Below are 25,445 nucleotides of genomic sequence, written 5' to 3'. Positions count from 1 at the left end.
GGCACGCATGATCACCAGGACTGAACCGTGGCCCGCGGGCACACCGTGCTGGGGCGACCTGATGGTGCCCGACCGCGACAAGGCGGTCACGTTTTACGAGGGTTTGCTGGGCTGGAAAGTCGAATCCGGCGGCCCGGAGACCGGTTTTTACGGAATGGCGCAGATAGCCGGAAAACCGGTGGCGGGGATCGGCCAGATCCCGCCGGAGCAGGCCGGCATGCCGCCGACGTGGACGACGTACCTGTCAGTGTCCGATGTGGACAAAACGGTGGCCGCGATCGCCGAGGCGGGCGGGCAGGTCATCGCCCCGCCGATGGACGTCCTCACCGAGGGCAGGATGGCCATCGCGACCGACCCGACGGGCGCGACGTTCGGGCTGTGGCAGCCCGGCCGACACTCGGGAACGCAAGCTACTTTGGCTCCGGGCGCACCCGCGTGGAACGAATGCATGACGCGGGATTTCGCTGCGGCTAAGCAGTTTTACGGGGATGTGTTCGGGTACGGGTTCGGGGATATGTCCGGGCCTGGGTTCACTTATGCGACCTTGGATGTGGATGGCCGTCCTGTCGGCGGCCTTGGCGAGCTGTCCGCGGACAGCCCGGCGCAGCCCGGGTGGGTGACGTACTTCTGGACGTCAGATGCGGACGCGTCCGCGGCGCGGGTTGTTGAGCTAGGCGGGACGGTGGTGAACCCGCCGGTGGACACACCCCATGGGCGGCTGGTGGTCGCGATGGACGACCAGGGGGCGGGGTTTTCGCTGATGGCGCCCAACGCCCAGTCGGGGACGCAGGACGGGTGGGGGTGAGGTTGGGGAGAGGCTGATTCGGGGCTCGCGGGACCGAGCGGGGCGAGTTGGCTGAGGGTTGCGGTGCTGGGCAGGGCATTTGCCGGGCTGCGCCGTATCGCGCTGAGCCGTGCTGCGCTGAGCCGTGTCGCGCCGGGTTGAGCCGAGCGGTGGTGGCGGTGCGCTGCGCTGGGTCGAGTCGGGGATTGCCGAGTGCTGGGCTGAGCCGCGTTGTGCCGAGTTCGTGCTGGGCCGCGCTGTGCGGTGGTGGGGAGAGCTAGCGCCGATCTGCGCTGTGCCCCGCTGGTTCGTGTCGCATTGCGCCCCGTTTGCCGCGGCTGGGCGGTGCCGGTTCGCGTTCTGCTGCGCTGTGCCGGGCGAGTCGCGCTGAGCGGAGCCAACCGGGTGCGCGCCGAGCCGTGCTAGTGCCGCGGTGCGCTGTGCGACGCCTGTTCGCGCCAAGCGCGTCGCGTCGACTCGGCGTGTCTCGCACCTGGCCCAGAAGTCCGTGAGGGGAACCCCGAGGGACTCAGAGTCCCTCAAAGTTCCCCTCACCACACTTCAGCCAAGCCGCAAGCCATCGCGGCGGTCGTGACCGCGCAGCAACTCGCCGGGCTAGCGATCGCTCAAGCGCAGCCCGGAGAAGCCGCCAAAGCGTCGTAAATCAGAGCCAGCCGGAAGGATCAGTCCTCCACCCAGTCGAACGTCTTCGTAACCGCCTTCTTCCAGTTCCGGTATTCCTTCTCCCTCCGGGACTCGTCCATCGACGGGTCCCACTGCTTGTCCTTCGCCCAGTTGGTCCGGATGTCGTCCTCCGACTCCCAGAAGCCGACCGCCAGCCCGGCCGCGTACGCGGCTCCCAGTGCGGTCGTCTCGTTCACCACCGGGCGGATCACCGGCACTCCGAGGATGTCGGCCTGGAACTGCATCAGCAGCTCGTTCACGACCATCCCGCCGTCGACCTTCAGCGACTTCAGCGGGACACCCGAGTCGGCGTTCATCGCGTCGATCACCTCGCGCGACTGGAACGCCGTCGCCTCCAGCACCGCCCTCGAGATGTGGCCCTTGTTCACGAACCGGGTCAGGCCGACGATCGCGCCGCGGGCGTCGGAGCGCCAGTACGGGGCGAACAGGCCCGAGAACGCCGGGACGAAGTACGCGCCGCCGTTGTCGTCGACCGTTCGGGCGAATTCCTCGATCTGGCCCGCCGACGAAATCAACCCCAGGTTGTCCCGCAGCCACTGCACGAGCGAACCGGTGACCGCGACCGAACCCTCCAGCGCGTACACCGTGTCGTTCGAGCCGATCTTGTAGCAGACCGTCGTCAGCAGGCCGTTCTCCGACAGCACCTTCTCCGTGCCGGTGTTCAGCAAGACGAAGTTGCCGGTGCCGTAAGTGTTCTTGGCCTCGCCCGGCGAAAGGCACGCCTGGCCGAACGTCGCCGCCTGCTGGTCGCCCAGGATGCCGGCGATCGGCACCTCGGCCAGTGCTCCGCGCGGGCGGACCTTGCCGTACACCTCCGACGACGACCGGATCTCCGGCAGCATCGACAGCGGAATCCCCATCTCCGCCGCGATGTCCTCGTCCCACTTCAGGGTGTCGAGGTCCATCAGCAGCGTGCGCGACGCGTTCGTCGGGTCGGTCACGTGCACGCCGCCGTCAGTGCCGCCGGTCATGTTCCACAGCACCCAGGTGTCCATGTTGCCGAACACCAGATCGCCCGCCTCGGCCCTGGCCCGCGCGCCCTCGACATTGTCGAGGATCCACTTGATCTTCGGGCCGGAGAAATACGTCGCGAGCGGCAGACCGGTCTTTGAGCGGTAGCGCTCCTGGCCGCCGCCGAGCGCTCCCAGCTCACCGGCGATCTTGTCGGTGCGGGTGTCCTGCCAGACAATCGCGTTGTACACCGGCTTCCCGGTGTTGCGATCCCACACGACAGCCGTCTCGCGCTGGTTCGTGATGCCCACCGCGGCGATGTCGGTCGGCCGCAGGTCGGCCTTGGCGAGCGCGCCCGCCGCGACCGCGCGGGTGTTTTCCCAGATCTCCTCGGCGTTGTGCTCGACCCAGCCCGCCTTCGGGAAGATCTGCTCGTGCTCGCGCTGGTCGACCGCGACGACACGGCCGGAGTGGTCGAAGATCATGCAACGCGTCGACGTGGTGCCCTGGTCGATCGCGGCCACGTACGAAGTCATGGATTTCCTCCAGGAAAGGGGATCAGGTCAAGTTGTGGACGGCGAGCCACACCACCGCGGCCAGCGCCGCGCCGACGAGCGGCCCGACGACCGGCACCCACGAGTAGCCCCAGTCGGGGTCGCGCTTGCCCTTGATCGGCAGCAGGAACGCGTACGCGAGCCGCGGGCCGAGGTCGCGGGCGGGGTTGATGGCGTAGCCGGTCGGCCCGCCGAGCGAGATGCCGATCACCAGCACGACGAACGCGACCCCGGCGTAGCCGAGCGCCGAGTTGCCGAAGTCCGGCCCGGACGAGGCGGTCTTGTAAGCCGGGTTGAACAGGATCCAGCCGACCAGCACGAAGGTGCCGATGATCTCGGTCACCAGGTTCCACGCCTTGTTCCGGATCTGCGGGGCGGTGGAGAAAATGCCGAGCGTCTCCTCCGGATTCGGGTGGTCGTCGAACTGGAGCTTGTACGTCAGCCAGCACAGCACGGCGCCGAGAATCGCGCCGAGCATTTCCCCGATCAGGTAATACGGCACGACCGTCCACGAGACTTTGCCCGAAATGGCGAGCCCCAGCGTGACCGCCGGGTTCAGGTGCGCGCCGGTCGGCGCGGCGATGCTGGCCCCCGCGAACACCGCGAAGCCCCACCCGAAAGTGATGAACAGCGTTCCGGCTTGGAAGCCGTTGTTCTTGCGCAGCACGACGTTGGCCACGACGCCGTTGCCCAGCAAGATGAGAACTGCTGTGCCCAGCAGCTCCCAGACGATGATCGCGCCCGGACTCAGACTTACGCTCACGCTCTCCGCACCTCCACACTGGACAGTCTGTGCAGGGCCGAACACGTCCGGCCACAGCCCCGTCGCCGACCCCAGTCCGCGGCACGTTACCGCCGCGTACGCGCGCAATCCATAAGCCGGGCGAAGCAATGTGACCATGATCGTCATGGGTTCCGCCACACGTGTCACCTCGGGGTCAGCAGACGATCACGCAAGCGTGCGATGCTGGGGAAGGTGGAGCACGAGGAGGAACGAGTGGTGACGAACCCGCAGAATGGCAGCGAGCCGGCCCAGCTGGGTCCGGCGGGCCGGGAGGAATCCTGGCGGCGCTTCGGCGACGAGACCTTCGACCTGGTCGTGATCGGCGGCGGGGTCGTCGGCGCGGGCACGGCGCTCGACGCGGCGACCCGCGGCCTGCGGGTGGCTCTCGTCGAGGCCCGCGACCTGGCGTCCGGCACGTCGAGCCGGTCCAGCAAGCTCTTCCACGGCGGCCTGCGGTATCTCGAGCAGCTCGAGTTCGGCCTGGTGCGCGAGGCGCTGCACGAGCGCGAGCTGATGCTGACGAAGATCGCGCCGCACCTGGTGAAGCCGGTGAGCTTCCTGTACCCGCTCACCCACCGGATCTGGGAGCGCCCGTACACCGCTGCCGGCTTGCTGATGTACGACACGATGGGCGGCGCCCGGTCGGTGCCCGGCCAGAAACATCTCACCCGCGCGGGTGCCCTCCGAATGGTCCCCGCGCTCAAGCGGTCCGCGCTGATCGGCGGAATCCGGTATTACGACGCGCAGTCGGACGACGCGCGGCACACGATGACCGTCGCGCGCACCGCCGCGCATTACGGCGCGGTGGTCCGGACCTCCACCCAGGTCGTCGGCTTCCTGCGCGAGGCGGACCGGATTTCCGGCGTGCGCGTGCGCGACGTCGAGGACGGCCGCGAGACCGAGATCCACGCCGGCGCGGTGGTCAACTGCACCGGGGTGTGGACCGACGAACTGCAGCGGCTGTCCGGCGGCCGCGGCCGGTTCCGCGTGCGTGCCAGCAAGGGCGTGCACATCGTGGTTCCGCGCGACCGGATCGTGTCGGAGTCGGGGATGATCCTGCGCACCGAGAAGTCGGTGCTGTTCGTGATCCCGTGGCGCAACCACTGGATCGTCGGCACCACCGACACGGACTGGAACCTCGACCTCGCCCACCCGGCGGCCACCAAGCACGACATCGACTACCTGCTCGAACACGTGAACTCGGTGCTCGCGACGCCGCTCACGCACGACGACATCGAAGGCGTGTACGCGGGTCTGCGCCCGCTGCTGGCCGGCGAGAGCGAAGAGACGTCGAAGCTGTCGCGCGAGCACGCGGTCGCGCGCGTCGCGCCGGGCCTGGTCGCGATCGCGGGCGGCAAGTACACGACGTACCGGGTGATGGCGGCCGACGCCGTCGACGCCGCGGTGGTCGACCTGCCGGGCCGTCCGCCGTCGTCCATCACCGACAAGGTCCCGCTGATCGGCGCGGACGGCTACCACGCGCTGGTCAACCAGGCGGATCACCTGGCCGCCGAGCACGGGCTGCACCCGTACCGCGTGCGGCACCTGCTCGACCGCTACGGCTCGCTGGTGCACGAGGTGCTGGCGCTCGCGGCGGACCGGCCGGAGCTGCTCAAGCCGATCGAGTCCGCGCCGGACTACCTCGGCGTGGAGGTCGTGTACGCGGCGAGCCACGAGGGCGCGCTGCACCTGGAGGACGTCCTCGCGCGGCGCACGCGGATCTCGATCGAGTACGCCCACCGCGGCGTCGACTGCGCCGAGCAGGTCGCCCAGCTGGTGGGTGGCGTGCTGGGCTGGTCGGAGGAAGAGACGAAGCGCGAGGTGGAGGTCTACCGGGCGCGGGTCGAGGCGGAGCGGGATTCGCAGCTGCAGCCGACGGACGAGTCGGCGGACGCGCTGCGGGCGGCGGCTCCGGAGGCTCGGGCGGGATTGATCGAGCCGGTTAGCTGAGATGGTCTCGTGAGTGCCTGTCACGGTCAGAACCGCGATAGGCACTCACGAGGGCTTGAGGATCCACCGAATGAGCGTCTCCCCGCTGGGCGAGGGCCGCTCCTCCGGCCCGACCCGGCTGAACCCGGCTCGTCGCGCGACCACCTCGGACGCGGTGTTGCTTTCGTCGTGCCGGTAGGCGATCTCGTGCAGCCCCAGCCGAGCGAACCCGAACTGGATCGCGGCCGAAAGCCCTACTGCCGCAATGCCTTTGCCCCGTTCGGCCGGATGCGTCCACACCGACGCCTCGGCCGTGCCGAAGTCGAGGTCCAGGTCGCGCAGCCCGACCTCGCCCAGCAGACGGCCGGTCGCCGGTTCGGCCACGGCCCATGAGCAGCGTTCGTCGCACGCCCACTGCGCGGCGCGCAGGGTCACGTATTCGGTGGCTTCGTCGGGGGTGCGCAGCCGGTAGTTCAGCACGTACCGCCGATGCCGCGGGTCCGCGAACGCCTCCATCAGCGCGGGCCGGTCGTCGAGATTCCGGTCCGCGCGCAGCTGACGCAGGTAGTACGCGCCCGCGTTGATTTCCACGGGTTCCACAAACTCGAGCCTAACCGTCCGGAACCGGAAAACGGCTGCGTGCCGCGTCACGGCCGGGGCGGCGCCAGGGTGAAAAATCCTTGCCGTTTCGGGCAGCGCTGAGGGAAAAGCCGTCGCGCGGTGATGATCACCCTGGCAGCGTTGCGAGGTATGCCGGACAATCTGACCCAGTTTGCCGTCGACCATTCCCATCTGCACGGATGGGACGAACTTCCCGCTTTCCTCGCCGACGACCGGACCTGGACGTTCGCCGAGGTCTACGCCGGGGCCGCGCGCGTCGCCGGAGGTTATCGCGCCGCCGGGCTGCGCCGCGGCGATCGTGTTCTGCTCGCGCTTCCGGACAGCATCGAAATGGTCTGGTGCCTGCTCGGCGCGTGGCAGGCCGGAATCGTCGCGATTCCGGTGAATGTCCAGATGAGCCGCGACGATTTGACCCGGGACATCCGGACCGCCGAACCCGCGTTGATCGTCGCCGACCCGGAATTCGCGGGCTGGCTCGACAACGCCGGTCTCGCTCCGACCACCGGTGCGGATGTGCTGGCGAAGGCGGAACCGGAGACGGAGTTCGCGCCAGGCGGGGACCATCCGTCGCACGCGATGTTCACCTCTGGAACCACCGGCGCGCCCAAGCTGTGCTTCTACCTGCACAGCAATTTCGATCCGTCGATGCTCCGCACGGACGGCGTCGGCACGGTCGCGTTTTCGGTGTCCCGCATGTATTTCGCCGGTGGTCTGTACTCGTCGGCGATGGCGACGATGTGCACCGGCCAGACGTCGGTGCTCTCGCGACCGCGCGCGACCCCGGCCGCCGCGCTGGAGCTGATCCGCCGCCACGGCGTCGCGACGCTCTTCGCACAGCCGAGTTTCTACGCGCGTCTGCTGCAAGAACCGGGACACGCCGAGACGCTCGGAAAGCTGAGCGGCGCGATGTGCGCTGGCGAAGTGCTTTCCGCGCGGCTGCGCGAGAAGCTGGTGCCGATTTTCGGCGACCGGCTGATGAATCTTTACGGTTCCACCGAAGGCGGCGGATACGCCGTTGGCCGACCGGCGGATTACGCCGACCCGTCGGCGGTCGGGCCGGGTTTCGAGGGGCGTTCGGCGCGCGTCGTGGTCGACGGGCAGGAGGTGGCCGCCGGTGTGCAAGGCGAACTGCAGGTTCTGGTCCCGTTCGCCACGCGGGGTGTCGCTCGCGGCAGTCTCGGCCCGGATCAGGTGACCAACACCTGGTGGTCGACCGGCGATCTCGGGTCGATCGACGCACAGGGCGTCATCCACGTCTACGGACGGCTGGACGACGTCGAGGTGATCGGCGGGCAGAACGTCGTGCCCGGCGAGGTCGAACGGCTTCTCGAAAGTCACCCGAAGGTGCGCGAAGCGGCGGTCAGCGCGGTGCGGCGGGAGGCGGGGGACACGACGCTGCGCGCGTATGTGGTCACGACGTCGGGACCTGGCGACGACGACCTCGGCGCGGAGTTGGTCGCGCTGACTCGCGAGCACTTATCGTGGTACAAGGTGCCGCAGGATGTGACGTGGCTGGAAGCGTTGCCGCGCAACGCAAATGGCAAGGTGTTGCGGCGGCATTTGCGTACTGCAGGCGGTCAATGACCTAAGCCGGGTGAGGGGATCGCCGGGAACTCCGCGTGTACGGCGGTCCCTTCTCCTCGCGCGGATTCGACGATCAGCGATCCCGCGACCCGCTGCACGCGCTGACGCATCGCTTCCAGCCCGAAGCCGGTGCCGTCGCCGCGGTCGCCGGGGGCGAAACCCCTTCCGTCGTCGCGGATATCGAGCATGACCAGGTCAGTGGTGTAGGTCAGGGTGATGCCGATCCGGCTGGCGTGCGCGTGTTTTTCCGCGTTGGCCAAGGCTTCCTGTGCCACCCGGTACATCGCCACCTCCAGCTCCGGCAGCAACGGCCGCGCGTCGCCTTCGACGTCGGTGGTCACCTTGGCGCCAGAGGTGTCGGACACTCGATTCGCCAGGCCAGCCAACGCTTCCGGCAGGTGCGAGTCGGCCAACGGCTCCGGCCGCAACGCCTGCACCGCTCGGCGCGCCTCGGTGAGACTGTCCTTCGCCAGCGTGTGCACGTGGTCGAGGTGCCGCTGCCGATCCGTGGCTTCGGTCGCCTTATCGGCGGCTTGCAGTTGCGTGACGATGCCGGTCAATCCCTGGGCGACGGTATCGTGGATTTCGCGAGCCATCCGCTGCCGCTCGTCGAGCACGCCTGCCTCGCGGGCTTGGGTGAGCAATTGTGCGTGCAGTGCCGCGTTTTCCGTCAACGCCGTTTCCAGCTGCGCGTTCGACTGCGCGAGTTTTTCGTTGGTACGACGGCGTTGCTCGTTCTCCGAACCGACGAACCACGCCACGTACAGGATCGGCCCGACGATCGACACCGCGGTGATCCACGGCGGCGACGGCTGCCAAATTCCTTTGGCCAGCAACGGAACCACGGCTGTCGCAGCCGCCGCGAAGATGCTCCAGCGCGTCGGGAACAACACAAACGCGATCGGGTAACCGATCGAAGCGAAGGCGGTGAACGGGTCCAGCCGGGAGGCGAGCACGGTCGCGCCGGCCAGCAACACGACGAAGAATCCGATGGCCAGCCACGGGTTTCGCGTGCGGTGCGGGAAAACCGGGATCAGCACGAGCAGCCACAGTCCGGTCGCCGCGGCGAGAAGCAGCGTGGTGCGCCACTGCGCGGGAGTGCCATGCGGCTGACCTGCGGCGATGACGGTGCACACCGCGAGCGCCAGAATGCCGATCCCGGAGAACACCGGGCCCGCCCATCGCTCGGCCTTCGGGTCGACCGAACCCGGCCGCAGCCCCATCATCGGGCTGAGCCGCGGCGCGCGTTCTCGCGGGCTCAGCGGCGTCGCCATCCGCTGAGCAGGATCAGCAGCAGCGGCAGCGCGAACACGATCAGCAGCCGTCCGCGCGTCACGATGAGCACGATGACCGCAAGGGCGATCGAAAGCGGCACCGAATACCGCATCACGAACGAACCGAGCTTGCCGTTTCCGGCGGACGGCACGACCGGTTGCGGCCGGGCCGCGGCCAGCAGCGCGCTCGGGCGCGGCGAGGGCAGGTCGTCGAACAGCGGCACCAGCTCGCTCACCAGCTTGGCTGACGTGACCTTCGCCGAACGGCTGCCGTACTCGTCGATGTCGAGGCGTCCGGTGCGGACGTGCTCGGAGAGGACGTCGAGCGCGTCCTGCCGTTCGTCGTCGCTCAACCGCAGGTCAGGCATGGTTCGCCTCAGCGGTCCAGACGGCGCTGCCGCCGGTGTTCGTCGCGCATCGCCCGGAATTCCTCGCGGCGTTCCCGGTGCCGGTCGTGCCGGTGGTGATGGTCATGGTGCTCGAAACCCTTGCCCCAGAGCGCGCGGCCGACCGCGGTGAGCGCGATCGGCGCGAAGATCACCGGCCAGCCCGCGGTGCCGGTGGCGATCAAGGCGATCGCCGCGATCCACACCAGCGGAATCAAAGCCGCGACGGCGCGCTGGCCAGCCGACCACTCCGGCTGCCGCGCGGCTAGCTCGCCGGACGCCGCGGGCTGCGGCACGGGCATCGGAGGCGGTGGAGCCACGGCCGGTTCTGGCGCGGCGGTCGCGCCCGCGCCGAACACCGGATGCGGCACCGGCAGGTCATTGAACAGCTCGCCCAGTTCGCCGCGGGTCTTGGCCGCGGTGATCCGGGCGGAGCGCTCGCCGAACTCGTCGATGTCGATCCGCCCCGCGCTCATGTGCTCACCGAGCGCATTCAGCGCGGACTCTCGCTCCTGGTCGCTGATCCGCAGCTGCGGAGACGGAACCTCAGTCACGTAGTCGATGGTAGGCCGCGCGAGCGCGCGGCACCCACGACATTCAGCACAACTTCAGTCCTTGAGTTCCAAGAGTTGCGTTCCCTGCGTGACCGCGGAGCCGATCTCGACCGAAAGCCCGGTGACAGTGCCCGCTTTGTGCGCGGTTACCGGGTTCTCCATCTTCATCGCCTCGAGCACGACGATCAGCTCGCCCGCCTCGACCTGCTGGCCTTCCTCGACCGCGATCTTCACGATGGTGCCCTGCATCGGCGCGGTGACCGCGTCGCCACTCACCGCTGCCTTCGCGCCGCCTGCCCGCTTGCGGGGCTTGGCTTTCGCAGCCGCGGGCGCGCCGCCGCCTTCGAGGGCGAACCCGCCCGGCAGCGACACCTCGAGCCGGCGACCGCCGACCTCGACCACGACGTTCTGCCGCGGCACCTCTTCCTCGGCCTCGACGTCCGGCGCGACGAACGGCTCGATCTTGTTGTCGAACTCGGTCTCGATCCAGCGGGTGTGCACGCTGAAGCCGTTGTCGTCGCCGATGAACGCCGGGTCGTTCACGATCACGCGGTCGAACGGCAGCACCGTGGCCATGCCCTCGACCTCGAACTCGGCCAGCGCGCGACGGCTGCGTTCCAGCGCGTTCTCCCGGTCCGAACCGGTGACGATGAGCTTGGCGAGCATCGAGTCGAACTGGCCGCCGATCACGCTGCCGGACTCGACGCCGGAGTCGACGCGCACGCCCGGCCCGGACGGGGCCACGAACTTCGTGACCGTGCCCGGCGCGGGCAGGAAGCCGCGGCCGGCGTCCTCGCCGTTGATCCGGAACTCGATCGAGTGGCCGCGCGGCGTCGGGTCCTCGGTGATCCGCAGCTTCTCGCCGCGCGCGATGCGGAACATCTCGCGGACCAGGTCGATGCCGGTGGTCTCCTCCGAGACCGGGTGCTCGACCTGCAGCCGGGTGTTCACCTCGAGGAAGGAAATGGTGCCGTCGACCGCGACGAGGTATTCGACGGTGCCCGCGCCGTAGTAGCCGGCCTCCTTGCAGATGGCCTTGGCGGACTCGTGGATCCGGGCGCGCTGGTCGTCGGACAGGTACGGCGCGGGGGCCTCTTCCACCAGCTTCTGGTGGCGGCGCTGCAGCGAGCAGTCGCGCGTGCCGACGACGATCGCGTTGCCGTGCTGGTCGGCCAGCACCTGCGCCTCGACGTGCCGCGGCTTGTCGAGGTAGCGCTCGACGAAGCACTCGCCGCGGCCGAACGCGGCCACCGCCTCGCGCGTCGCGGATTCGAACAGCTCAGGGATTTCTTCGCGGGTGCGGGCGACCTTCAGGCCGCGGCCGCCGCCGCCGAACGCCGCCTTGATCGCGACCGGCAGGCCGTGCTCGTCGGCGAACGCGATGATCTCGTCGGCGTCCTTCACCGGCTCCTTGGTGCCGGGCACCAGCGGCGCGCCCGCGCGCATCGCGATGTGCCGCGCGGTCACCTTGTCGCCGAGGTCGCGGATCGACTGCGGGCTCGGCCCGATCCAGGTCAGGCCCGCGTCGAGGACGGCCTGGGCGAACTCGGCGTTCTCGGAGAGGAAGCCGTAGCCGGGGTGGACCGAGTCGGCGCCGGCCCGCTTGGCGGCGTCGAGGATCTTGTCGATCGCGAGGTAGCTCTCGGCCGCGGTGTTCCCGCCGAGGGCGAACGCCTCGTCGGCGAGGCGCACGTGCGGAGCGTCGCGGTCCGGGTCGGCGTACACGGCCACGCTCTGCAGGCCCGCGTCCTTCGCTGCCCGGATCACGCGAACCGCGATCTCGCCCCGGTTCGCGACCAGGATCTTGGTCACCGGACCGCCTGTGCTCGCGGTGTCCTGCTCGCTCACCACATACCTCCCGTGCCCGTCGCCGCGCTGCTGGTCAACCGGGAGTCTACGGATCAGGACAGAGCCTGGATTGAGAGGTGGACCACCCAGTTCGGTCCTGTTTATACCCGTCCGGCCGGGGCCTGATGCCGCAGTTCGGCCGGTAGTTCGGAGTCGAGCACGATGACGTCGTAGGGGTTGACCTGGTGCACCAGGGCCAGGTTCTCGGTGTTGACCAGGATCCACGGCTGGTGCTCGCCACAGCAGTCGACGAGCCGGTCGAGCGCGGTGAAGGCGACCAGCGCGGTGCGGCCGTCCGGGGTGCGGCGCAGTTCGACGTTGGCTCCGGTCTGGCCGTCGGTGGTCGGGCCGGTGGGGCCGGTCGGCAAGTAAAGGGCCGGGGGCAGGTTGGGGTTCGTCACTCCGACAACATAGACGGACACGGTGCGCAAGGTCGCTTACAGTCTCGGATATGGGGACTTGGCCCAATCGCATCCCGCGATCCGCGCTGCTCACCGCCGTTATCGCGGCGGTGGTGACGGCGGCGGCGCTCGTGGTGGTCGTCGTGCTGCGCCCGAAACCGGACGGCGCGGTCACCATGGCGCCGCGCGAGCCGGCGGCGGCTCCGGTCGACGGATCGTCCTCGGCCTGCGGGAACGGCCCCTGCAAGCAGTTGGCGGCGGTGAGCGTCGGCGGGACCCCGGTCGTGCTGCTGGCGGACGCGGCGGGCGGATGGGGCCGCGTCCAGGTCGGGCAGCAGCCGTTCGAACTGGCGATCACGAACCTGGGTGCGAAGCTGACGGCGAATTCCCTGCGCTGCGTCGACGGGTCGACCGCCGCGTGCCTGATCCGCGGCGACGCGGCGGGCGGTTCGTACGGCGAGTTGCTCACCGCGTCCGGCGGGGTGTGGCGCGACTACGGCAAGCCGTATTTCTCCGACGCGGGTTCACTCTCGCTCTACGACGTGAGCCAGGACGGCCGTCCGGACGTGATCGTCGTCCGGCACGAATGCCCGCAGGCGGTATCCGGCACGCCGCGCTGCCAGGCGGCTCCGGTGGTGGCGGAGGTGTACGAACTCGACGGCGAGGTGATGGGCTGCACGAGCACCGTCACCTCGCCGTCGAATTTCCGGGGCTGGCCGGACGTCGAGCTGAAGAAATCCCAGCTGCGGCGGTGTTCCGGCAGCTCGTGAGCGGCAATTCCGGTTCTGGCCGGCGTTGCCGCCCACGAGGTGTCAGGCGGTCGCGGGACGGGCGGCGCCGCCCTCGTCGCGGTGGTTCGGGCGAGCGGTCTGGGTGTTGAGGATTTCCTCGTCGAGCAGGCCCTCGCTGCGGGCGACGATCGTCGGGACCACGATCTGGCCCGCGACGTTCGTGGCGGTGCGCATCATGTCCATGATCGGGTTCACCGAGTAGATCAGTGCGATGCCGAGCGCGACCTGCTTGGCGTCGAGGCCGATGAACGCGGTGGTCAGGGTGAGCGCGGTCAGCCAGCCGGTGGTGCCCGCGGTGGCCAGCGCGCCGACGACGGCGACGACCACGATGCCGACGTACTGCCCGAAGCTCAGCGGCACTCCGGCGAGGTTGGCGATGAAGATCGCGCCGATCGCCGGGAACACCGCGGCACAACCGTCCATTTTGGTCGCGCTGGCGAGCGGGGTGGCGAAGGCGGCGTACCCGGGGTCGACGCCGAGGTTCACCGCGGACTGCCGGGTGAGCGGCAGCGTCGCCGAGCTGGACTGCGACGCGAACGCGAACTGGATCGCGGTGCCCGCCTTGGCGAAGAACGTCAGCGGGCTCACCTTCGCGACGAACTGCAGCAGGATCGGGTAGACCACGAACAGGATCAGCAGGCAGCCGACGTACACCGCGATCGTGGTCGACAGCAGCGGGCGGAACAGCGCGTCGCCGTAGTTGGAGACCGCCGCGCCGATCAGGCCGATGATGCCGATGGGCGCGAGCCGCACGATCCAGCCGAGGTAGCGCTGGACGATTTCGAAGACGCTCGTGGTGAAGTCGACGAACGGCTTCGCCTTGTCGCCCAAGCTGTAGGCGGCGGCGCCGATCACCACGGCCAGGAAGAGCACCTGCAGCGTGCTGCCCTCAGCGAAGGCGGAGAAGAAGTTCTCCGGCAGCAGGCCCTTGATGAAGGCGTCCCAGGAACCCCAGTGGCTCATGCTCTTCGCGGCCTTGTCGGCGTTCTTCGCGGTGGCCGCGACGCCCTCGCCGAGGCCGCCGGAGCCGGGGTTGAACAGCTTGCCGATCGCGATCCCGATCAGCGAGGCGATGAACGAGGTGATCGCGAACCACAGCACGGTCTTGCCGCCGAGCCGCGCGGCGGTGCGGCCGCCGCCGAGGCCGCGGAGGCTGTTGATGCCGACCACGATCGCGGTGAAGACCAGCGGGATGACCGCGATCTGCAGCAGGGTCGTGAAGATCGTGCCGATGTGGTCGAGGGTGTCGGTCAGCCAGGCGGCTTCGGTCGTCCGCGCGAGCACGCCGAGGCCGGCGCCCACGACAAGCGAGCCGAGCACGGCCGCGGCGAACACGCGCGGTTTGGTGTACGTCCTGACGAAGGACATGTGCCACCCCAGGGAGGTCGAGAGTTTCCGCTGGCCCGGGTGCGGGCCGGAGTCGACTTTCCCCGATCACTCGTCCGAGTGACACATCGTCCCAGTATGTGAACTATTTCCACATCTCGGTGACGCTGACGCCCACCTCGGCGAGGAGCTGCCGCAGCAGCGGAAGACTGATCCCGATCACGCTGGAGGGATCCCCCTCGACGCCCTCGACGAACCACCCGCCGAGCGCGTCGAGCGTGAACGCCCCCGCGACGTGCAGCGGTTCGCCAGTGGCGATGTAGGCGTCGATCTCGGCTTGGCTGGGGTTGGCGAAGTGCACGGTGGTGGACCGGGTGCCGGAGGCTTCCTTGGTGCGCTGCCCGCCGTCGAGCCGGACCACGGCGTGCCCGGTGAGCAGGACGCCGGAGCTGCCGGCCATCTTCGCCCAGCGCTGCTTCGCGACTTCGGCGTTGGCGGGCTTGCCGACCATCTCACCGCCGATGGAAAGCATGGAATCGCAAGCGACGATCACGGCGTCGGGTTCGGAAACCATCTCGACGACGGCGTTGGCCTTGGCTTTGGCGAGCGCCGTGACGAGCTCGGCCGGGGCGGGATCGGTGAGCGCGGCAGCGACAGCGTCCTCGTCGACGCCGGACACGACGACGGCCGGATCCAGACCGGCGCTGCGCAGCACGGAGAGGCGGGCGGGGGACTGGGAGGCGAGGACTAGACGCACGGTTTTGAACGCTACCTCGGTGGGGTGCGGTGCGGGGGTGTGGCCCGGGGCGGGGTGTCGTGGTGGGGCGGGGTTCGGGCGTGGCCCAGGGGCTGAGGTGTCGTGGTGCGGCGGGGGCCTGGGGTGGAGTCGGGCGGCAGCGTGCCGAGCTGGGCGATTCCGGTATGCGGTGCGAAGGCGCGGGGCGCGGGAGAAATGCGTGGGGGGGTGCGGGAGCGAGGCGCGCGGGAGCGAGGCGCGCGGGAGAGGTGCGAGAACGAAGGGCGCGGGAGAGGTGCGAGGCGCAACGGCGCGGGGCAAGGGAGAGGGGCAGCGCGAAGACCGGTGGTGAGGGCGAGGGGCGGTGGCGCAGTGCGAAGGGCGGTGGCGCGGTGCGAGCGGCGGTGGCGAGGACAACGGCGCGGTGCGAGTGGCGCAGCGCCGTGGCGCGAGGGCGGTGGCGGTGCGAGGGAGCGGTGCGAGGGGCACTGGCGCGGAACGAGGGAGAGGGCGGTGCGAAGGGCAGTGGCGAGTGGCAGTGTCGAGGAGCGGGCTGCGATGTTGCTGGGCAGCGGGAAACCTCGCGACCGCGCACGTGGCAATCGCTGCAGGCGGGTTTGTGTTGCGCCGCAACCACGACACCGCTGGCGTGATGCCGGGGCGCGCTCAAACCCGGACTCGCCCGGCATGGTCTCTTGCTCGCGTTGCCCCTCTCCCATCGCCTTCCCGCCCCGGCTGGGTCTGGGCCAGCCGGGGCAGGTGAGGTCAGTTGGTCATCGGGCTGGTTCCGGAGCGGGAGCGGTCGGAGCCGGTGTGTGCGACCGGGGTGTCACTCGGCGCAGGGCGGCTGCGGACAAGACTCCCAGTACCAGCACCGCGATCGGCAGGATCAGCGTCGCGCGGGCGGCGTCGGTGAGTCCATTGTGGACTACCTCTCCGGCGAGCCGTCCTGCTTGGGCGGCGATGTCCGCCGGGAGACCCGGGATCGGGGCGGGGCCGCCGGAGGAGCCGAATTCGCCGGTGGAGGCGGCGGCGTGGGCGATGCCTTCGGTGAAGGGTGCGCGGTATTGCTCTGGGAGTTGCTGGGCGGCGGTGGCGGCTTCGCTCGTGATGGAAGCGCTGATCCGCGCCTGCAGGAGCACGCCGATCGCGGCGCTGCCCAGGACTCCGCCTACCTGGCGGGCGGTGTTGAAGATGCCCGAGGCAGTGCCGGTGAGCCGCGGTTCCACCGACGCCATCGTCAGGTTGCTCATGGGGGAGAAGATGCAGCCGACGCCTAGGCCGCACACCAGCAGGGCCGGGATCAGGGCCCACGGGCTCGTGTCCGGACGTGCTTGCAGCGCGATGATGCCCACGCCCGCGGCCAGCAGGGCGAGGCCGCCCATTACCAGGTACTTGCCGTTGATCCGGTCCGAGGCGCGGCCTACGAACGGAGCGATCACCCCGGACAGCAGCGACATCGGGGCGGTGAGAAGACCGGCCATCGTCGGGGAGAGGCCGAGCACCGTCTGGATGTAGATGATCAGCGGCAGGAACATGCCGGTCATCGTGAAGCCGACCGTGGTCGCGGTGAGAGTGCCCGCGGAGAAGTTGCGGTTCGCGAACACCGCCAGCGGGACCAGCGGTTCGCGGCGGTTGTAGTGCTGCCACAGCACGAAAGCGACCAGCAGCACCACGCCGGCGCCGATGATTTCGAAGACTGTGATGCCGCCGAACACCGTGCCCCAGTCGTACTGCTGTCCATTTTGGACACCGAACACGACGCAGAACAGCCCGGCGGCGGAAAGCAGAATGCCGAGCAGGTCGAAGGAGTGCGAGTGCTTCGGCTGCCAGTCCGGCACGAGCCACAGCGTCAGCGCGATGGCGACGACGCCGATCGGCACGTTCACGTAGAAAATCCACTCCCAGCCGAGGTGCTGCACCAGCACGCCGCCCAGCAGCGGGCCGGTGATCGTGGCCAGTCCGGCTACGCCGCCCCACGCGCCCATCGCCGCGCCGCGCTTCGCGGGCGGGAACAGGTGGCTGATGAACGCCAGCGTCTGCGGCGTCATCAGCGCCGCGCCGAGGCCTTGCACGGCACGGGCGGCGATCAGCATTTCGACGTTGCCGGACAGGCCGCACCACAGCGACGATGCGGTGAACACGACGAGCCCGGCGACGAAGACGCGCTTCGGGCCGAAGCGGTCGCCGAGGCGGCTGGTGAACAGCATCGGCACGGCGTAGGTCAGCAGATAGACGCTGATCACCCACACCACCGAGTTCAGCCCGGCTCCGAGGTGCTGCAGCATGGCGGGCACCGCGATGGACACGATCGTGGTGTCCAGCAGGATCATGAAGAACCCGATGCAGAGCGCGCTGAGCGCGGCCCACGGGTTAACTGGTCTTGCGTTCATCGTCTTCCTTGAGCTTGAGTTTATTGTCCTGGAAAGGGATCCGGCCGCTGTCGAGGTCCGCGGACAGCTGCTCGATCCACGCGAGCTCGAACTTCCGCTGCGCCGCGCTGTAGCGGAAGTCGAGCCAATAGATGTCGGGGGTGCCATCGGATTCCAGCCGGTCGATGAGCACCTCGTCGGAGGCCACGGCCGCGCGCAGCCGGGTCATCCGGTGCTCCAGTTCGAGCAGCGCCACGTCGCGCCCCAGATCGTCGATCACGGCGAGTCCGCTGAGTACGTCGCTGTAGTCCGGCACCACGTCGCCCAGCATTTGCCGGGCTCGTTCCTGGAAGGCGTCCTTGCCCGCGGCCGTCATGGCGTACACCGTGCGCTCCGGCCGCCTGCCGTCTCGCTGGGTTTCGACGACGTCGACGAAACCGTTGCGCTGCAAGCGATCCACCGTGTGATAGAGCGAGCCGGCCTTGAGCTTCACGCGGGCTTCGACGTGGCGTTCCCGCATCAGCTGGGCCATTTCGTACGGGTGCATCGGCCGCTCGTGCAGCAGCTCGAGCACGGCGACGCCCAGCGCCGTGAGCTTGGCCGCGACCATGACGGTGTTCCTCCAGGGATCCAATCGAGTGATACCAAGTGGGTTATTCCACGTGGACTATACGGTGTGGAGCAAGCTGCGGTCCAGTGTGATCTGCGCTGGTGAGCAGCTCGTGGCTGACGGTGATGGGTGCTGCGAGATGGGGAGAGCGTAACCAGGACCACCGACAAAAACCGACGATCGCCTGTTCGACGGCCCTTTTCCGGCCTCGAAAGGCTGGCCGCGACCGGCAGCGCGAGCCAAGATCGGCTGATGGGCGAGAACCGGGCAGTCGGCTGGGAAGGCTTCTTCAACACCCGAGACCTCGGCGGTCTCCCGACTCGATCCGGCACCCGCACCGAATCCGCGCGGTTCTACCGGTCTGCCAGCCTCCGGTTCGTCACCGGCGAGGGCTGGGCCAGTGCGCGAAAATCCGGCCTCCGCACCGTCATCGACCTGCGCAACCCCGTCGAAATCAGCACCTGCGATGCCGCCGTGCCGCCCGGAATGACGCGCCGCGAAGTCCCGCTGGACGACATCGAAGACACCGAGCTGTGGCAATACATCGCCGATGAACAGCTGGACGGAACCCCGCTGTACTATCGCGTTTTCCTTGACCGCAAAGCAGAACGCTGCGCAACGGTCCTAAGAGCACTGGCCCAATCCGAAGGCGGAGTGCTCTTCCACTGCACTTCCGGCCGGGACCGAACCGGCCTCATCTCGTTGCTTCTGCTTGCGCTGGCCGACGTCGCACCGGAAACCATCGCCGCCGACTACGCACTCTCGACCGAGGCCGTCGTGCCGCTGTATCGCGCGCTAGGCGTCGAAGACCAAACGGAGATGCTCGAAGCAGCCTTGGCCCGCCGCCAAACGACCATCCGCGAAGCCGTCATCAAGACCCTCGACGGCTTCGACGTCACCGAATACCTCGTCCGCGCCGGAATGGCCGCGGACGAGGTAGCCCGTCTTCGGGACCGGCTCAGTCGGTGACCTGGTGCAGCTGTCGCGCCCGGCGGCTGCCCAGCGAATACCAGCCGGCGATCCCGGTGCCGACGGTGAGCGCGGCCGCGCTGAGGCCCAGCGACCAGTGCACCCCGACGGCGGAACCGAGCAGCCCCACGGTGAATCCGCTGCCCGCGCGAAGACCGTTCGCGGACACGCTGTACACGCCGATCACCCGCCCGCGTTCCTCCGGTTTGGCCAGCAGTTGCACGACGGTCTGGCCGATCGACATCGACGCCAGGTTCGCCACGCCGCCGATCACCAGCAGCGCCACCGCGATCGGGTAGCTGGCGGTCATCGCGAAGAACAGGCTCGAGATCCCGTAAATCGCCGTGCTGATCACCGCCGCGGGCACGTTCGGTTTGATCTTTCCGGTCGCTTCCAGCAGGATCCCGCCGATCACGCCGCCCGCGCCGTTGGCGAACAGCAGCACGCCGTACGCGGTTCCGGCGCTGCCCGCGCCGAGGTCCTGCGCGAAAATCGGCATCGAACTCTGCATCGAAGCGCCGACGAAGAACGCGCCGAGCCCAGCGAGGATGATCATCCCGACCATCGTCGGATTCCCGCTGATTTCCTTCAGCACCCGCACCGAATCCATCAGTCCGACCCGTGGTCGGCGAATGATTCCGCCGTCTCGCGTGTGTCCGGTGAACTTGGTGCGGAACAGGAACACCGTCAGCGGCAGGTAGAACGCGACGTTCACGAAAATGCCCGCCACCGGCCCGAGTCCGAGCAATAGCGCCGAACCGACGACCGGGCCGAAGAGAATGCCCAAGCTGCGGAAGGTGGCGTTGAGCCGGACCGCGCTCGGCAATTCGGCCGGCCCGACGAAATCGTGCAGCATCAGCTGCTCGCCCGGCCCCCAGATCGCGCCCGCGCAGCCGTGCAAAATCAGCAGTACGCAGGCACTCCACACCTCGAGGGTGTTGGTGAGGATCAGCACGCCCCAAGCCGCGGACACCGCCATGAACAGCACCTGCGCGGCTTGGATGATCCGGCGGCAGTCGTGCCGGTCGGCCAGCCCGCCGAAGTACACCGAGAACAGCAGGAACGGCACCCAGTGGCTGATCACCTCGAACCCGGTCAGCGCGGGCGACTGGAACTTCTCCCACAGCACCCAGTAGGTGATGACGTGCTCGACGTTGTCGGCCATCATGGCGAGGCCGGTGCCGATCAGATACGGACGGCAATCCTTGTTGTAGAGCGCGGCGAATTTGCGCGGGGCCGCGGGGGCAGCCTCGGCTTCGGGTTGGTGCGTCGGCACCCCGCACGCGGAACACATGACTGAGAACCCCCTAGTGAGCTGGTGCGCTCAACGCTAGACGAGACGTTGCGTCTTGGCTAGACTTCTTCACGTGGGCGACGTCACTGAGCCCGGCGAGCGCCGGCATCACGGGAACCGTTACGGCCGCAGCGAGAACGCGCGCCGCGCGGTGTTGCACGCGGTCGACGATCTGCTGGTGGAGGTCGGGTTCGCCCGGCTCACGATGGAGGGCATCGCGGCGAAGGCGGGCGTCGGCAAGCAGACCGTCTACCGCTGGTGGCCGTCCAAAGTGGACATTCTGCTCGAAGCTCTCGGCGACGACCTCGTCGAAGAACTCGCCCCGCCCGATACCGGCGATCTCCGCAAGGACCTCTGCGCGCATCTCGCCGCGATCGCGTCCTTCCTGACCACCGCCGACGCCGGTGCGGTGTTCCGCACGCTGCTCGGCCAGGCCCAGCACGACCCGGACCTGGCGCGACTGCTGCGCGAGGACCACATCCGCGGCCAGCACGCGCGCGACCGGCTTCCGCTCGAACGCGCCGTCGCCCGGGGCGAACTGCCGTCGGACGTCGATCTGGACAGCGCGGTCGAGCAACTCGTCGGGCCGATCCACTACCGCGTGCTGGTCACCGGCGCGCCGGTGCCGCCGGAATTCACAGATGGCCTGGTTGAGCGATACCTCCGGGAGCATCAGCCCGAGTAGGCTCCCGGAGACATGGGAACGGTCTGGTGGCTGATCGGTCTGGCTGTGGCCGCCGTGGTCATGGCCGGGATTGTCTGGGTTTTCCGGGATCGCGCGGGCGGGCTCGATCAACGATTGCGGGCGGCCGAACAGGCGTCGCGCTGGCGATTCCTGCAGCAGCGCTGGGAATCGGAACCGATGGCGCGGCTCGCGACGGTCCAGCAGGTGCACGCGCTCACCCAGAACGGCGGCTGCCAGGTCCGGATCGTGTGGACCGACAGCTATCACGCCGAGGACGTCGAGATCGAGCACGACCAGGCCGACGCCGGCGACTATCTGTTGCTGCGCGGAGTCGGCCCGCTCGGTTCGATCACCCGGGAGGAGCTGCTGGCGCACGCGGGTGCGGACGCTCCGGAGTGGGCTCAGCGCGGACGTTGATTCACCAGCCGCTTATCCGCTGCCACGTGTCGACGAGACGGCCGTTCTCCACGATCCGGTAGCCGCTGTGCTGTGCGGCGGTGGCACAGGCGTGGTTGGGCAGGACGCGCAGGCGGGTGCCGATCGGCAGGTCGGGCAGCGGATGTCCGTCGCGGGCGGTGAGGATTCCGTGTTCCTGGCTCGCGCCGGTCACCACGAGGCCGGGCACCAGGGTGCCGTCGAGGTCGGCGACCAGGCCGTATCCCTGGTCGACAGCTTGATTCGCGGTGCCTCGGTCTCGCGACAACGCCATCCAGCCGCCGTCAGTGAGGATCCAGCCGTGCTCAGGGCGGTGTCCGATCACGGTGACGACCACGGACAGCGCAAGGTCTTCGACGCGGCAGACGCCGAGCCCGGCCATCACCAGGTCGAAGAAGACGTAGTTGCCAGCGCGGACTTCGGTGACGCCAGTGAGGTCGTCGGCTGCGTGCGCGGTCGGGGTCGAGCCGACGCTGACGGTGCCTGCGTACAGGCCTTCGTCGCGAAGGCGTTGTGCTGCAGCGACAGCGATGTCACGTTCGTGCGCGGCGGCTTCGCGTTGCGCTGCCGGGGTTGTCGCGAAGTAGGACTCACCGGCGTGTACGAGGACACCGTCGAGACAGTCGTGCAGCTGTCGTCCGATGTCAAGCAGCGCGGGGTCTTCGGGCAGTACGCCGCCACGGTGGCCGTCGCAGTCGACCTCGATCAGCGACGGAATCCGTAAACCGGCTTCGCGCGCCGCAGCGGTTACCGCGGAGGCTTGCGCGACGCTGTCCAGCAACACGCGCACGGTGATACCTCGTCGCAGCAACGCAATCACGCGCGGGAGCTTGTGCGGATCGATGCCGACGGCGTACGTGATGTCGGTGTAGCCGCCGTCGGCGAAGGCTTCTGCCTCGGCCAGCGTCGACACCGTGATCGGGCCGGGCTTTCCACCGTGCATCAACGCCGTCGCGGGTAGCGCCTTCGCCGTTTTCGTGTGTGGACGAGGGGAAACGCCGAGTTCGCGCATCCTCTGCGTTAAAAATTCAGCGTTGCGCTGGGCGCGGGAAAGCTCGACGACGGCGAACGGCGTGTCCGGGTCAGCCAGTGTTTCCTCAGACGGCGGCAATTGCCTGCACCTCGACCTTCGCTCCAAAGTGGAGGGTGCTCGACCCTACGCAGTGACCGACAACAGTCGATCCCGGCTCGTGCCAGCAGCGGCGAGACAGGCGTCGATGTTGGCCAGAACTTGCTTAGCCTGTACGGAAAACGGCTCATTGGTCATCGACGGGCTCATTTCGCGTAGTTGTAGACAGTCGCCCGGGATACGCCGAGCAGGTCGGCGATGATCTGGGCAGCGTCGCGGGATTCGAAGTACCCCTCGTCGCGCAACCGGCGGACGAGGTCGCGTTTGGCGTCGCGGGAAAGAGAACGCGGGCTGCCGCCGGCCGCGCGTTCGATCCGTTCCCGCAGTTGACGCGACGTGCGGGAGCGCAGGTCTTCGACGACGCCGGGCTGCGCGGCGTCGGTGGCGACCAGGTTGGTCAGCGTGTGCGTGAGCGGCGACAGCACCGAGACGTCGAGATTCAGGCACAGCGCGGCGACGTACTCGCCCGCGGCGTTCTTGATGCCGATCGACGTGCTTTTGACTGGCCGCCCGTCCGGGAACTGGTTCGGGTAGTTCTGCAGGACGCTCGGGTAGTCCGGGTCGCTGATCCGCTGCAGCCCCAGTTCGGTGGCCGGATCGCCGACCTCGCGGCCGGACAGGTTGTTCTCGATCGCGCGGATCGCGTGGTCCGGATCCCGCAGGTCGTGCAGCACGACCTCGCACAGTCCGGGGAACATCCGGCCGACCGCGACGGCGATCTTCTCGGCTTCCCGGATGAGGTGCTCGTCCACGCTGCCGCCTTTGACTCAATATCCAACTTTAGAAAATGAGTCTAGCAGGTGGGCAAAAAGTTGATCCCGGCTCGGAAACCGGGATCAACCAGAGAGATTTCAGCGAGGCAACGACGAAGCGCGCCACGCCCCGTCACCAGCCGCGATCGGCGCGTGCACCGCGGCCGACCGGTCGCCCCACCACGACGTACGACGCCGCGCCGGAGCGGGTGCCGACGCCGAAGCGACAGTGGCCACCACCGCGGTGAGCGCGGCGAGTTCGGCGTCGTCCGGGTTGCCGCGGACCACGCGGAGCAGGGGAGCGTCCGTCATCGCGACCTCACAGGGGGATGTTGCCGTGCTTCTTGGGCGGCATCGATTCGCGCTTGCCGCGCAGCAGGCTCAGCGCCTTGGCGACGTGGCCGCGGGTGTGCGCCGGCACGATCACCGAATCGACGTAACCGCGTTCGGCCGCCGCGTACGGGTTGAGCAGCGTGTCCTCGTACTCCTGGATCAGATCGGCGCGCAACGCGTCCACGTCGCGACCCTCCGCCGCCGCGTTCGCCAGCGTCTTGCGGTGCACGATGTTCGCCGCGCCCTGCGCGCCCATCACCGCGACCTGCGCGGTCGGCCAGGCCAGGTTGATGTCCGCGCCGAGGTGCTTGGAGCCCATCACGTCGTACGCGCCGCCGTAGGCCTTGCGCGTGATCACCGTGATCAGCGGGACGGTCGCCTCCGCGTACGCGTAGATCAGCTTCGCGCCGCGGCGGATGATGCCGTTCCACTCCTGGTCGGTGCCGGGAAGGAAGCCGGGAACGTCCACAAAGGTCAGCACCGGGATGTTGAACGCGTCGCAGGTCCGCACGAACCGGGCGGCCTTCTCGGACGCGTCGATGTCGAGGCAGCCGGCGAACTGCGTCGGCTGGTTCGCGACGACGCCGACGCTTTGGCCGTCCACCCGGCCGAACCCGACCAGGATGTTGGGCGCGAACAGCTCGTGCACCTCGAGGAACTCGCCGTCGTCGAGCACGCGGGTGACGACCTCGTGCATGTCGTACGGCGTGTTCGGCGAGTCGGGGATGAGCGTGTCGAGCTCGCGGTCGGTGTCGGTGACGTTCTCGAAGAACCCAGCCGGCGGCGCGTCCGCGTCGAACTCCGGCGGCTCGGACAGGTTGTTCTGCGGCAGGTAGGAGAGCAGTTCCTTGACGTAGGCGATGGCGTCCTCGTCGTCGGAACCGAGGTAGTGCGCGACGCCCGACTTGGTGTTGTGCGTGCGCCCGCCGCCGAGTTCCTCGAAGGTGACGTCCTCGCCGGTCACAGTCTTCACGACGTCCGGTCCGGTGATGAACATCTGCGACGTCTCGTCCACCATCACGACGAAGTCGGTGAGCGCGGGGGAGTAGACGTGCCCGCCCGCGTTCGCGCCCATGATCAGCGAGATCTGCGGGATGACGCCGGAGGCCATGGTGTTGCGGCGGAAGATCTCGCCGTACAGGCCGAGCGAGACGACGCCTTCCTGGATCCGCGCGCCGCCGCCCTCGTTGATGCCGATGATCGGACGGCCGGTCTTGATCGCCAGGTCCATCACCTTGACGATTTTCTCGCCGTAGACCTCGCCGAGCGCGCCGCCGAAGACGGTGACGTCCTGGCTGAACACGCACACCGGACGCCCGTCGACGGTGCCGTACCCGGTGACGACGCCGTCGCCGTACGGGCGGTTCTTCTCCAGCCCGAAGTTCGTGGAGCGGTGCCGTGCCAGCTCGTCCAGCTCGACGAACGAGCCCTCGTCGAGCAGCAGATCGATCCGCTCGCGGGCGGTTTTCTTGCCCTTGGCGTGCTGTTTCTCGATCGCGCGCGCCGAACCGGCGTGCACGGCCTCGTCGTAGCGGCGGTAGAGATCCGCGAGCTTGCCGGCCGTCGTGTGGATGTCCGGTTCTCCCTCGGGCGGCGTCCCGAGCGGCTGCGTCGCACTGCTCATGTGGCGGAGCTTAG

24 protein-coding genes are annotated in these 25,445 nt (G+C 68.7%); 7 read left to right on the top strand and 17 right to left on the bottom strand.

Translation table 11 applies throughout. The features are described 5' to 3' along the window. Nucleotides 1-7: 7 nt before the first annotated feature. Nucleotides 8-805, top strand: coding sequence for a VOC family protein (locus ACFXI3_RS18310; RefSeq protein WP_378400626.1), 798 nt, complete (start codon nucleotides 8-10; stop codon nucleotides 803-805). A gap of 662 nt (nucleotides 806-1,467) precedes the next feature. On the opposite strand, the gene glpK is transcribed toward ACFXI3_RS18310, so the two are convergent. Next, nucleotides 1,468-2,976, bottom strand: coding sequence for a glycerol kinase GlpK (gene glpK / locus ACFXI3_RS18305; RefSeq protein ID WP_344288867.1), 1,509 nt, complete (start codon nucleotides 2,974-2,976; stop codon nucleotides 1,468-1,470). 22 nt (nucleotides 2,977-2,998) lie between these two features. Continuing rightward, nucleotides 2,999-3,745: an MIP/aquaporin family protein gene (locus ACFXI3_RS18300; RefSeq protein ID WP_344288917.1), complete on the bottom strand. Its 747-nt coding sequence runs from the start codon at nucleotides 3,743-3,745 to the stop codon at nucleotides 2,999-3,001. A gap of 213 nt (nucleotides 3,746-3,958) precedes the next feature. On the opposite strand from ACFXI3_RS18300, the gene ACFXI3_RS18295 reads away from it, so the two are divergent. Beyond that, nucleotides 3,959-5,728 (top strand): glycerol-3-phosphate dehydrogenase/oxidase, encoded by a 1,770-nt coding sequence (locus tag ACFXI3_RS18295; protein WP_344288865.1) that lies wholly within the window; start codon nucleotides 3,959-3,961, stop codon nucleotides 5,726-5,728. Nucleotides 5,729-5,773: 45 nt separating this feature from the next. Here ACFXI3_RS18295 and ACFXI3_RS18290 read toward each other — a convergent pair whose 3' ends face one another. Then, the gene (locus ACFXI3_RS18290) at nucleotides 5,774-6,307 is read right to left on the bottom strand and encodes a GNAT family N-acetyltransferase (RefSeq protein ID WP_344288863.1); all 534 of its coding nucleotides are present in this window, start codon (nucleotides 6,305-6,307) and stop codon (nucleotides 5,774-5,776) included. A 150-nt stretch (nucleotides 6,308-6,457) separates the two neighbouring features. Here ACFXI3_RS18290 and ACFXI3_RS18285 point away from each other — a divergent pair, with 150 nt between their 5' ends. Then, nucleotides 6,458-7,912, top strand: a complete 1,455-nt coding sequence (locus ACFXI3_RS18285; protein WP_378400623.1) for a class I adenylate-forming enzyme family protein — start codon at nucleotides 6,458-6,460, stop codon at nucleotides 7,910-7,912. Here ACFXI3_RS18285 and ACFXI3_RS18280 read toward each other — a convergent pair. From ACFXI3_RS18280 to ACFXI3_RS18260, 5 genes are all read right to left on the bottom strand, one after another. Beyond that, complete coding sequence (locus tag ACFXI3_RS18280) at nucleotides 7,906-9,186, bottom strand: sensor histidine kinase (RefSeq protein ID WP_378400621.1); 1,281 nt, start codon at nucleotides 9,184-9,186, stop codon at nucleotides 7,906-7,908. The two genes, ACFXI3_RS18285 and ACFXI3_RS18280, sit on opposite strands and share 7 nt — an antisense overlap. Next, complete coding sequence (locus ACFXI3_RS18275; protein WP_378400619.1) at nucleotides 9,171-9,554, bottom strand: DUF1707 domain-containing protein; 384 nt, start codon at nucleotides 9,552-9,554, stop codon at nucleotides 9,171-9,173. Before ACFXI3_RS18275 ends, ACFXI3_RS18280 begins: the two co-directional genes overlap by 16 nt. An 8-nt stretch (nucleotides 9,555-9,562) precedes the next feature. Continuing rightward, the gene (locus ACFXI3_RS18270; protein WP_378400618.1) at nucleotides 9,563-10,126 is read right to left on the bottom strand and encodes a DUF1707 domain-containing protein; all 564 of its coding nucleotides are present in this window, start codon (nucleotides 10,124-10,126) and stop codon (nucleotides 9,563-9,565) included. A 54-nt stretch (nucleotides 10,127-10,180) separates the two neighbouring features. Next, nucleotides 10,181-11,974 (bottom strand): acetyl/propionyl/methylcrotonyl-CoA carboxylase subunit alpha, encoded by a 1,794-nt coding sequence (locus ACFXI3_RS18265; protein ID WP_378400616.1) that lies wholly within the window; start codon nucleotides 11,972-11,974, stop codon nucleotides 10,181-10,183. A 101-nt stretch (nucleotides 11,975-12,075) separates the two neighbouring features. Continuing rightward, nucleotides 12,076-12,396, bottom strand: coding sequence for an SAV_915 family protein (locus ACFXI3_RS18260; RefSeq protein ID WP_106961290.1), 321 nt, complete (start codon nucleotides 12,394-12,396; stop codon nucleotides 12,076-12,078). 29 nt (nucleotides 12,397-12,425) lie between these two features. On the opposite strand from ACFXI3_RS18260, the gene ACFXI3_RS18255 reads away from it, so the two are divergent. Then, on the top strand, nucleotides 12,426-13,145 hold the full coding sequence (locus ACFXI3_RS18255) for a hypothetical protein (protein WP_344288851.1): 720 nt from the start codon (nucleotides 12,426-12,428) through the stop codon (nucleotides 13,143-13,145). 42 nt (nucleotides 13,146-13,187) lie between these two features. On the opposite strand, the gene ACFXI3_RS18250 is transcribed toward ACFXI3_RS18255, so the two are convergent. The 4 genes from ACFXI3_RS18250 to ACFXI3_RS18235 form a co-directional block, all read right to left on the bottom strand. Then, the gene (locus tag ACFXI3_RS18250; protein WP_378400614.1) at nucleotides 13,188-14,534 is read right to left on the bottom strand and encodes a dicarboxylate/amino acid:cation symporter; all 1,347 of its coding nucleotides are present in this window, start codon (nucleotides 14,532-14,534) and stop codon (nucleotides 13,188-13,190) included. 103 nt (nucleotides 14,535-14,637) lie between these two features. Then, a complete protein-coding gene (locus ACFXI3_RS18245) occupies nucleotides 14,638-15,249 on the bottom strand; it encodes a Maf family protein (RefSeq protein ID WP_378400612.1) in 612 nt (203 codons plus the stop codon). A 752-nt stretch (nucleotides 15,250-16,001) separates the two neighbouring features. Next, on the bottom strand, nucleotides 16,002-17,621 hold the full coding sequence (locus ACFXI3_RS18240; RefSeq protein ID WP_344288845.1) for a DHA2 family efflux MFS transporter permease subunit: 1,620 nt from the start codon (nucleotides 17,619-17,621) through the stop codon (nucleotides 16,002-16,004). Next, nucleotides 17,602-18,210 carry a PadR family transcriptional regulator gene (locus ACFXI3_RS18235; RefSeq protein ID WP_378400610.1) on the bottom strand — a complete coding sequence of 203 codons (609 nt, stop codon included), beginning with the start codon at nucleotides 18,208-18,210 and terminating at the stop codon, nucleotides 17,602-17,604. Before ACFXI3_RS18235 ends, ACFXI3_RS18240 begins: the two co-directional genes overlap by 20 nt. Before the next feature lie 252 nt (nucleotides 18,211-18,462). On the opposite strand from ACFXI3_RS18235, the gene ACFXI3_RS18230 reads away from it, so the two are divergent. Continuing rightward, on the top strand, nucleotides 18,463-19,179 hold the full coding sequence (locus ACFXI3_RS18230) for a tyrosine-protein phosphatase (RefSeq protein WP_378400608.1): 717 nt from the start codon (nucleotides 18,463-18,465) through the stop codon (nucleotides 19,177-19,179). Here ACFXI3_RS18230 and ACFXI3_RS18225 read toward each other — a convergent pair. Then, on the bottom strand, nucleotides 19,169-20,473 hold the full coding sequence (locus tag ACFXI3_RS18225) for an MFS transporter (protein ID WP_344288839.1): 1,305 nt from the start codon (nucleotides 20,471-20,473) through the stop codon (nucleotides 19,169-19,171). The two genes, ACFXI3_RS18230 and ACFXI3_RS18225, sit on opposite strands and share 11 nt — an antisense overlap. Before the next feature lie 73 nt (nucleotides 20,474-20,546). Here ACFXI3_RS18225 and ACFXI3_RS18220 point away from each other — a divergent pair, with 73 nt between their 5' ends. Together ACFXI3_RS18220 and ACFXI3_RS18215 are read left to right on the top strand one after the other, a co-directional pair. After that, nucleotides 20,547-21,158 (top strand): TetR/AcrR family transcriptional regulator, encoded by a 612-nt coding sequence (locus tag ACFXI3_RS18220; RefSeq protein ID WP_378400605.1) that lies wholly within the window; start codon nucleotides 20,547-20,549, stop codon nucleotides 21,156-21,158. A 12-nt stretch (nucleotides 21,159-21,170) separates the two neighbouring features. Further along, entirely contained in the window at nucleotides 21,171-21,575 is a 405-nt protein-coding gene (locus tag ACFXI3_RS18215) for a hypothetical protein (protein WP_344288835.1), read from the top strand. A 1-nt stretch (nucleotide 21,576) separates the two neighbouring features. Here ACFXI3_RS18215 and ACFXI3_RS18210 read toward each other — a convergent pair whose 3' ends face one another. The 4 genes from ACFXI3_RS18210 to ACFXI3_RS18195 form a co-directional block, all read right to left on the bottom strand. Continuing rightward, nucleotides 21,577-22,704: an alanine racemase gene (locus ACFXI3_RS18210; RefSeq protein ID WP_378400603.1), complete on the bottom strand. Its 1,128-nt coding sequence runs from the start codon at nucleotides 22,702-22,704 to the stop codon at nucleotides 21,577-21,579. A 164-nt stretch (nucleotides 22,705-22,868) separates the two neighbouring features. Next, nucleotides 22,869-23,474, bottom strand: a complete 606-nt coding sequence (locus tag ACFXI3_RS18205) for a transcriptional regulator (protein ID WP_378400601.1) — start codon at nucleotides 23,472-23,474, stop codon at nucleotides 22,869-22,871. A 99-nt stretch (nucleotides 23,475-23,573) separates the two neighbouring features. Beyond that, complete coding sequence (locus tag ACFXI3_RS18200; protein WP_344288829.1) at nucleotides 23,574-23,786, bottom strand: acyl-CoA carboxylase subunit epsilon; 213 nt, start codon at nucleotides 23,784-23,786, stop codon at nucleotides 23,574-23,576. A 7-nt stretch (nucleotides 23,787-23,793) separates the two neighbouring features. Then, nucleotides 23,794-25,431: an acyl-CoA carboxylase subunit beta gene (locus tag ACFXI3_RS18195; RefSeq protein ID WP_344288827.1), complete on the bottom strand. Its 1,638-nt coding sequence runs from the start codon at nucleotides 25,429-25,431 to the stop codon at nucleotides 23,794-23,796. Nucleotides 25,432-25,445 lie beyond the last annotated feature (14 nt).

This window comes from Amycolatopsis sp. NPDC059235 (assembly GCF_042754125.1).
GTDB lineage: Bacteria > Actinomycetota > Actinomycetes > Mycobacteriales > Pseudonocardiaceae > Amycolatopsis > Amycolatopsis albidoflava.
Note: the sequence above shows the minus strand (reverse complement) of the source record. Positions and strands in the feature narration are given on the sequence as shown.

Coding starts and splice junctions, on each gene's coding strand:
- ACFXI3_RS18280 (WP_378400621.1), bottom strand. CDS start 9,186: ATGGCGACGCCGCTGAGCCCGCGAGAACGCGCGCCGCGGCTCAGCCCG.
- ACFXI3_RS18255 (WP_344288851.1), top strand. CDS start 12,426: ATGGGGACTTGGCCCAATCGCATCCCGCGATCCGCGCTGCTCACCGCC.
- ACFXI3_RS18200 (WP_344288829.1), bottom strand. CDS start 23,786: ATGACGGACGCTCCCCTGCTCCGCGTGGTCCGCGGCAACCCGGACGAC.
- ACFXI3_RS18225 (WP_344288839.1), bottom strand. CDS start 20,473: ATGTGTTCCGCGTGCGGGGTGCCGACGCACCAACCCGAAGCCGAGGCT.
- ACFXI3_RS18275 (WP_378400619.1), bottom strand. CDS start 9,554: ATGCCTGACCTGCGGTTGAGCGACGACGAACGGCAGGACGCGCTCGAC.
- ACFXI3_RS18310 (WP_378400626.1), top strand. CDS start 8: ATGATCACCAGGACTGAACCGTGGCCCGCGGGCACACCGTGCTGGGGC.
- ACFXI3_RS18195 (WP_344288827.1), bottom strand. CDS start 25,431: ATGAGCAGTGCGACGCAGCCGCTCGGGACGCCGCCCGAGGGAGAACCG.
- ACFXI3_RS18230 (WP_378400608.1), top strand. CDS start 18,463: ATGGGCGAGAACCGGGCAGTCGGCTGGGAAGGCTTCTTCAACACCCGA.
- ACFXI3_RS18285 (WP_378400623.1), top strand. CDS start 6,458: ATGCCGGACAATCTGACCCAGTTTGCCGTCGACCATTCCCATCTGCAC.
- ACFXI3_RS18240 (WP_344288845.1), bottom strand. CDS start 17,621: ATGAACGCAAGACCAGTTAACCCGTGGGCCGCGCTCAGCGCGCTCTGC.
- ACFXI3_RS18295 (WP_344288865.1), top strand. CDS start 3,959: ATGCTGGGGAAGGTGGAGCACGAGGAGGAACGAGTGGTGACGAACCCG.
- glpK (WP_344288867.1), bottom strand. CDS start 2,976: ATGACTTCGTACGTGGCCGCGATCGACCAGGGCACCACGTCGACGCGT.
- ACFXI3_RS18250 (WP_378400614.1), bottom strand. CDS start 14,534: ATGTCCTTCGTCAGGACGTACACCAAACCGCGCGTGTTCGCCGCGGCC.
- ACFXI3_RS18235 (WP_378400610.1), bottom strand. CDS start 18,210: ATGGTCGCGGCCAAGCTCACGGCGCTGGGCGTCGCCGTGCTCGAGCTG.
- ACFXI3_RS18215 (WP_344288835.1), top strand. CDS start 21,171: ATGGGAACGGTCTGGTGGCTGATCGGTCTGGCTGTGGCCGCCGTGGTC.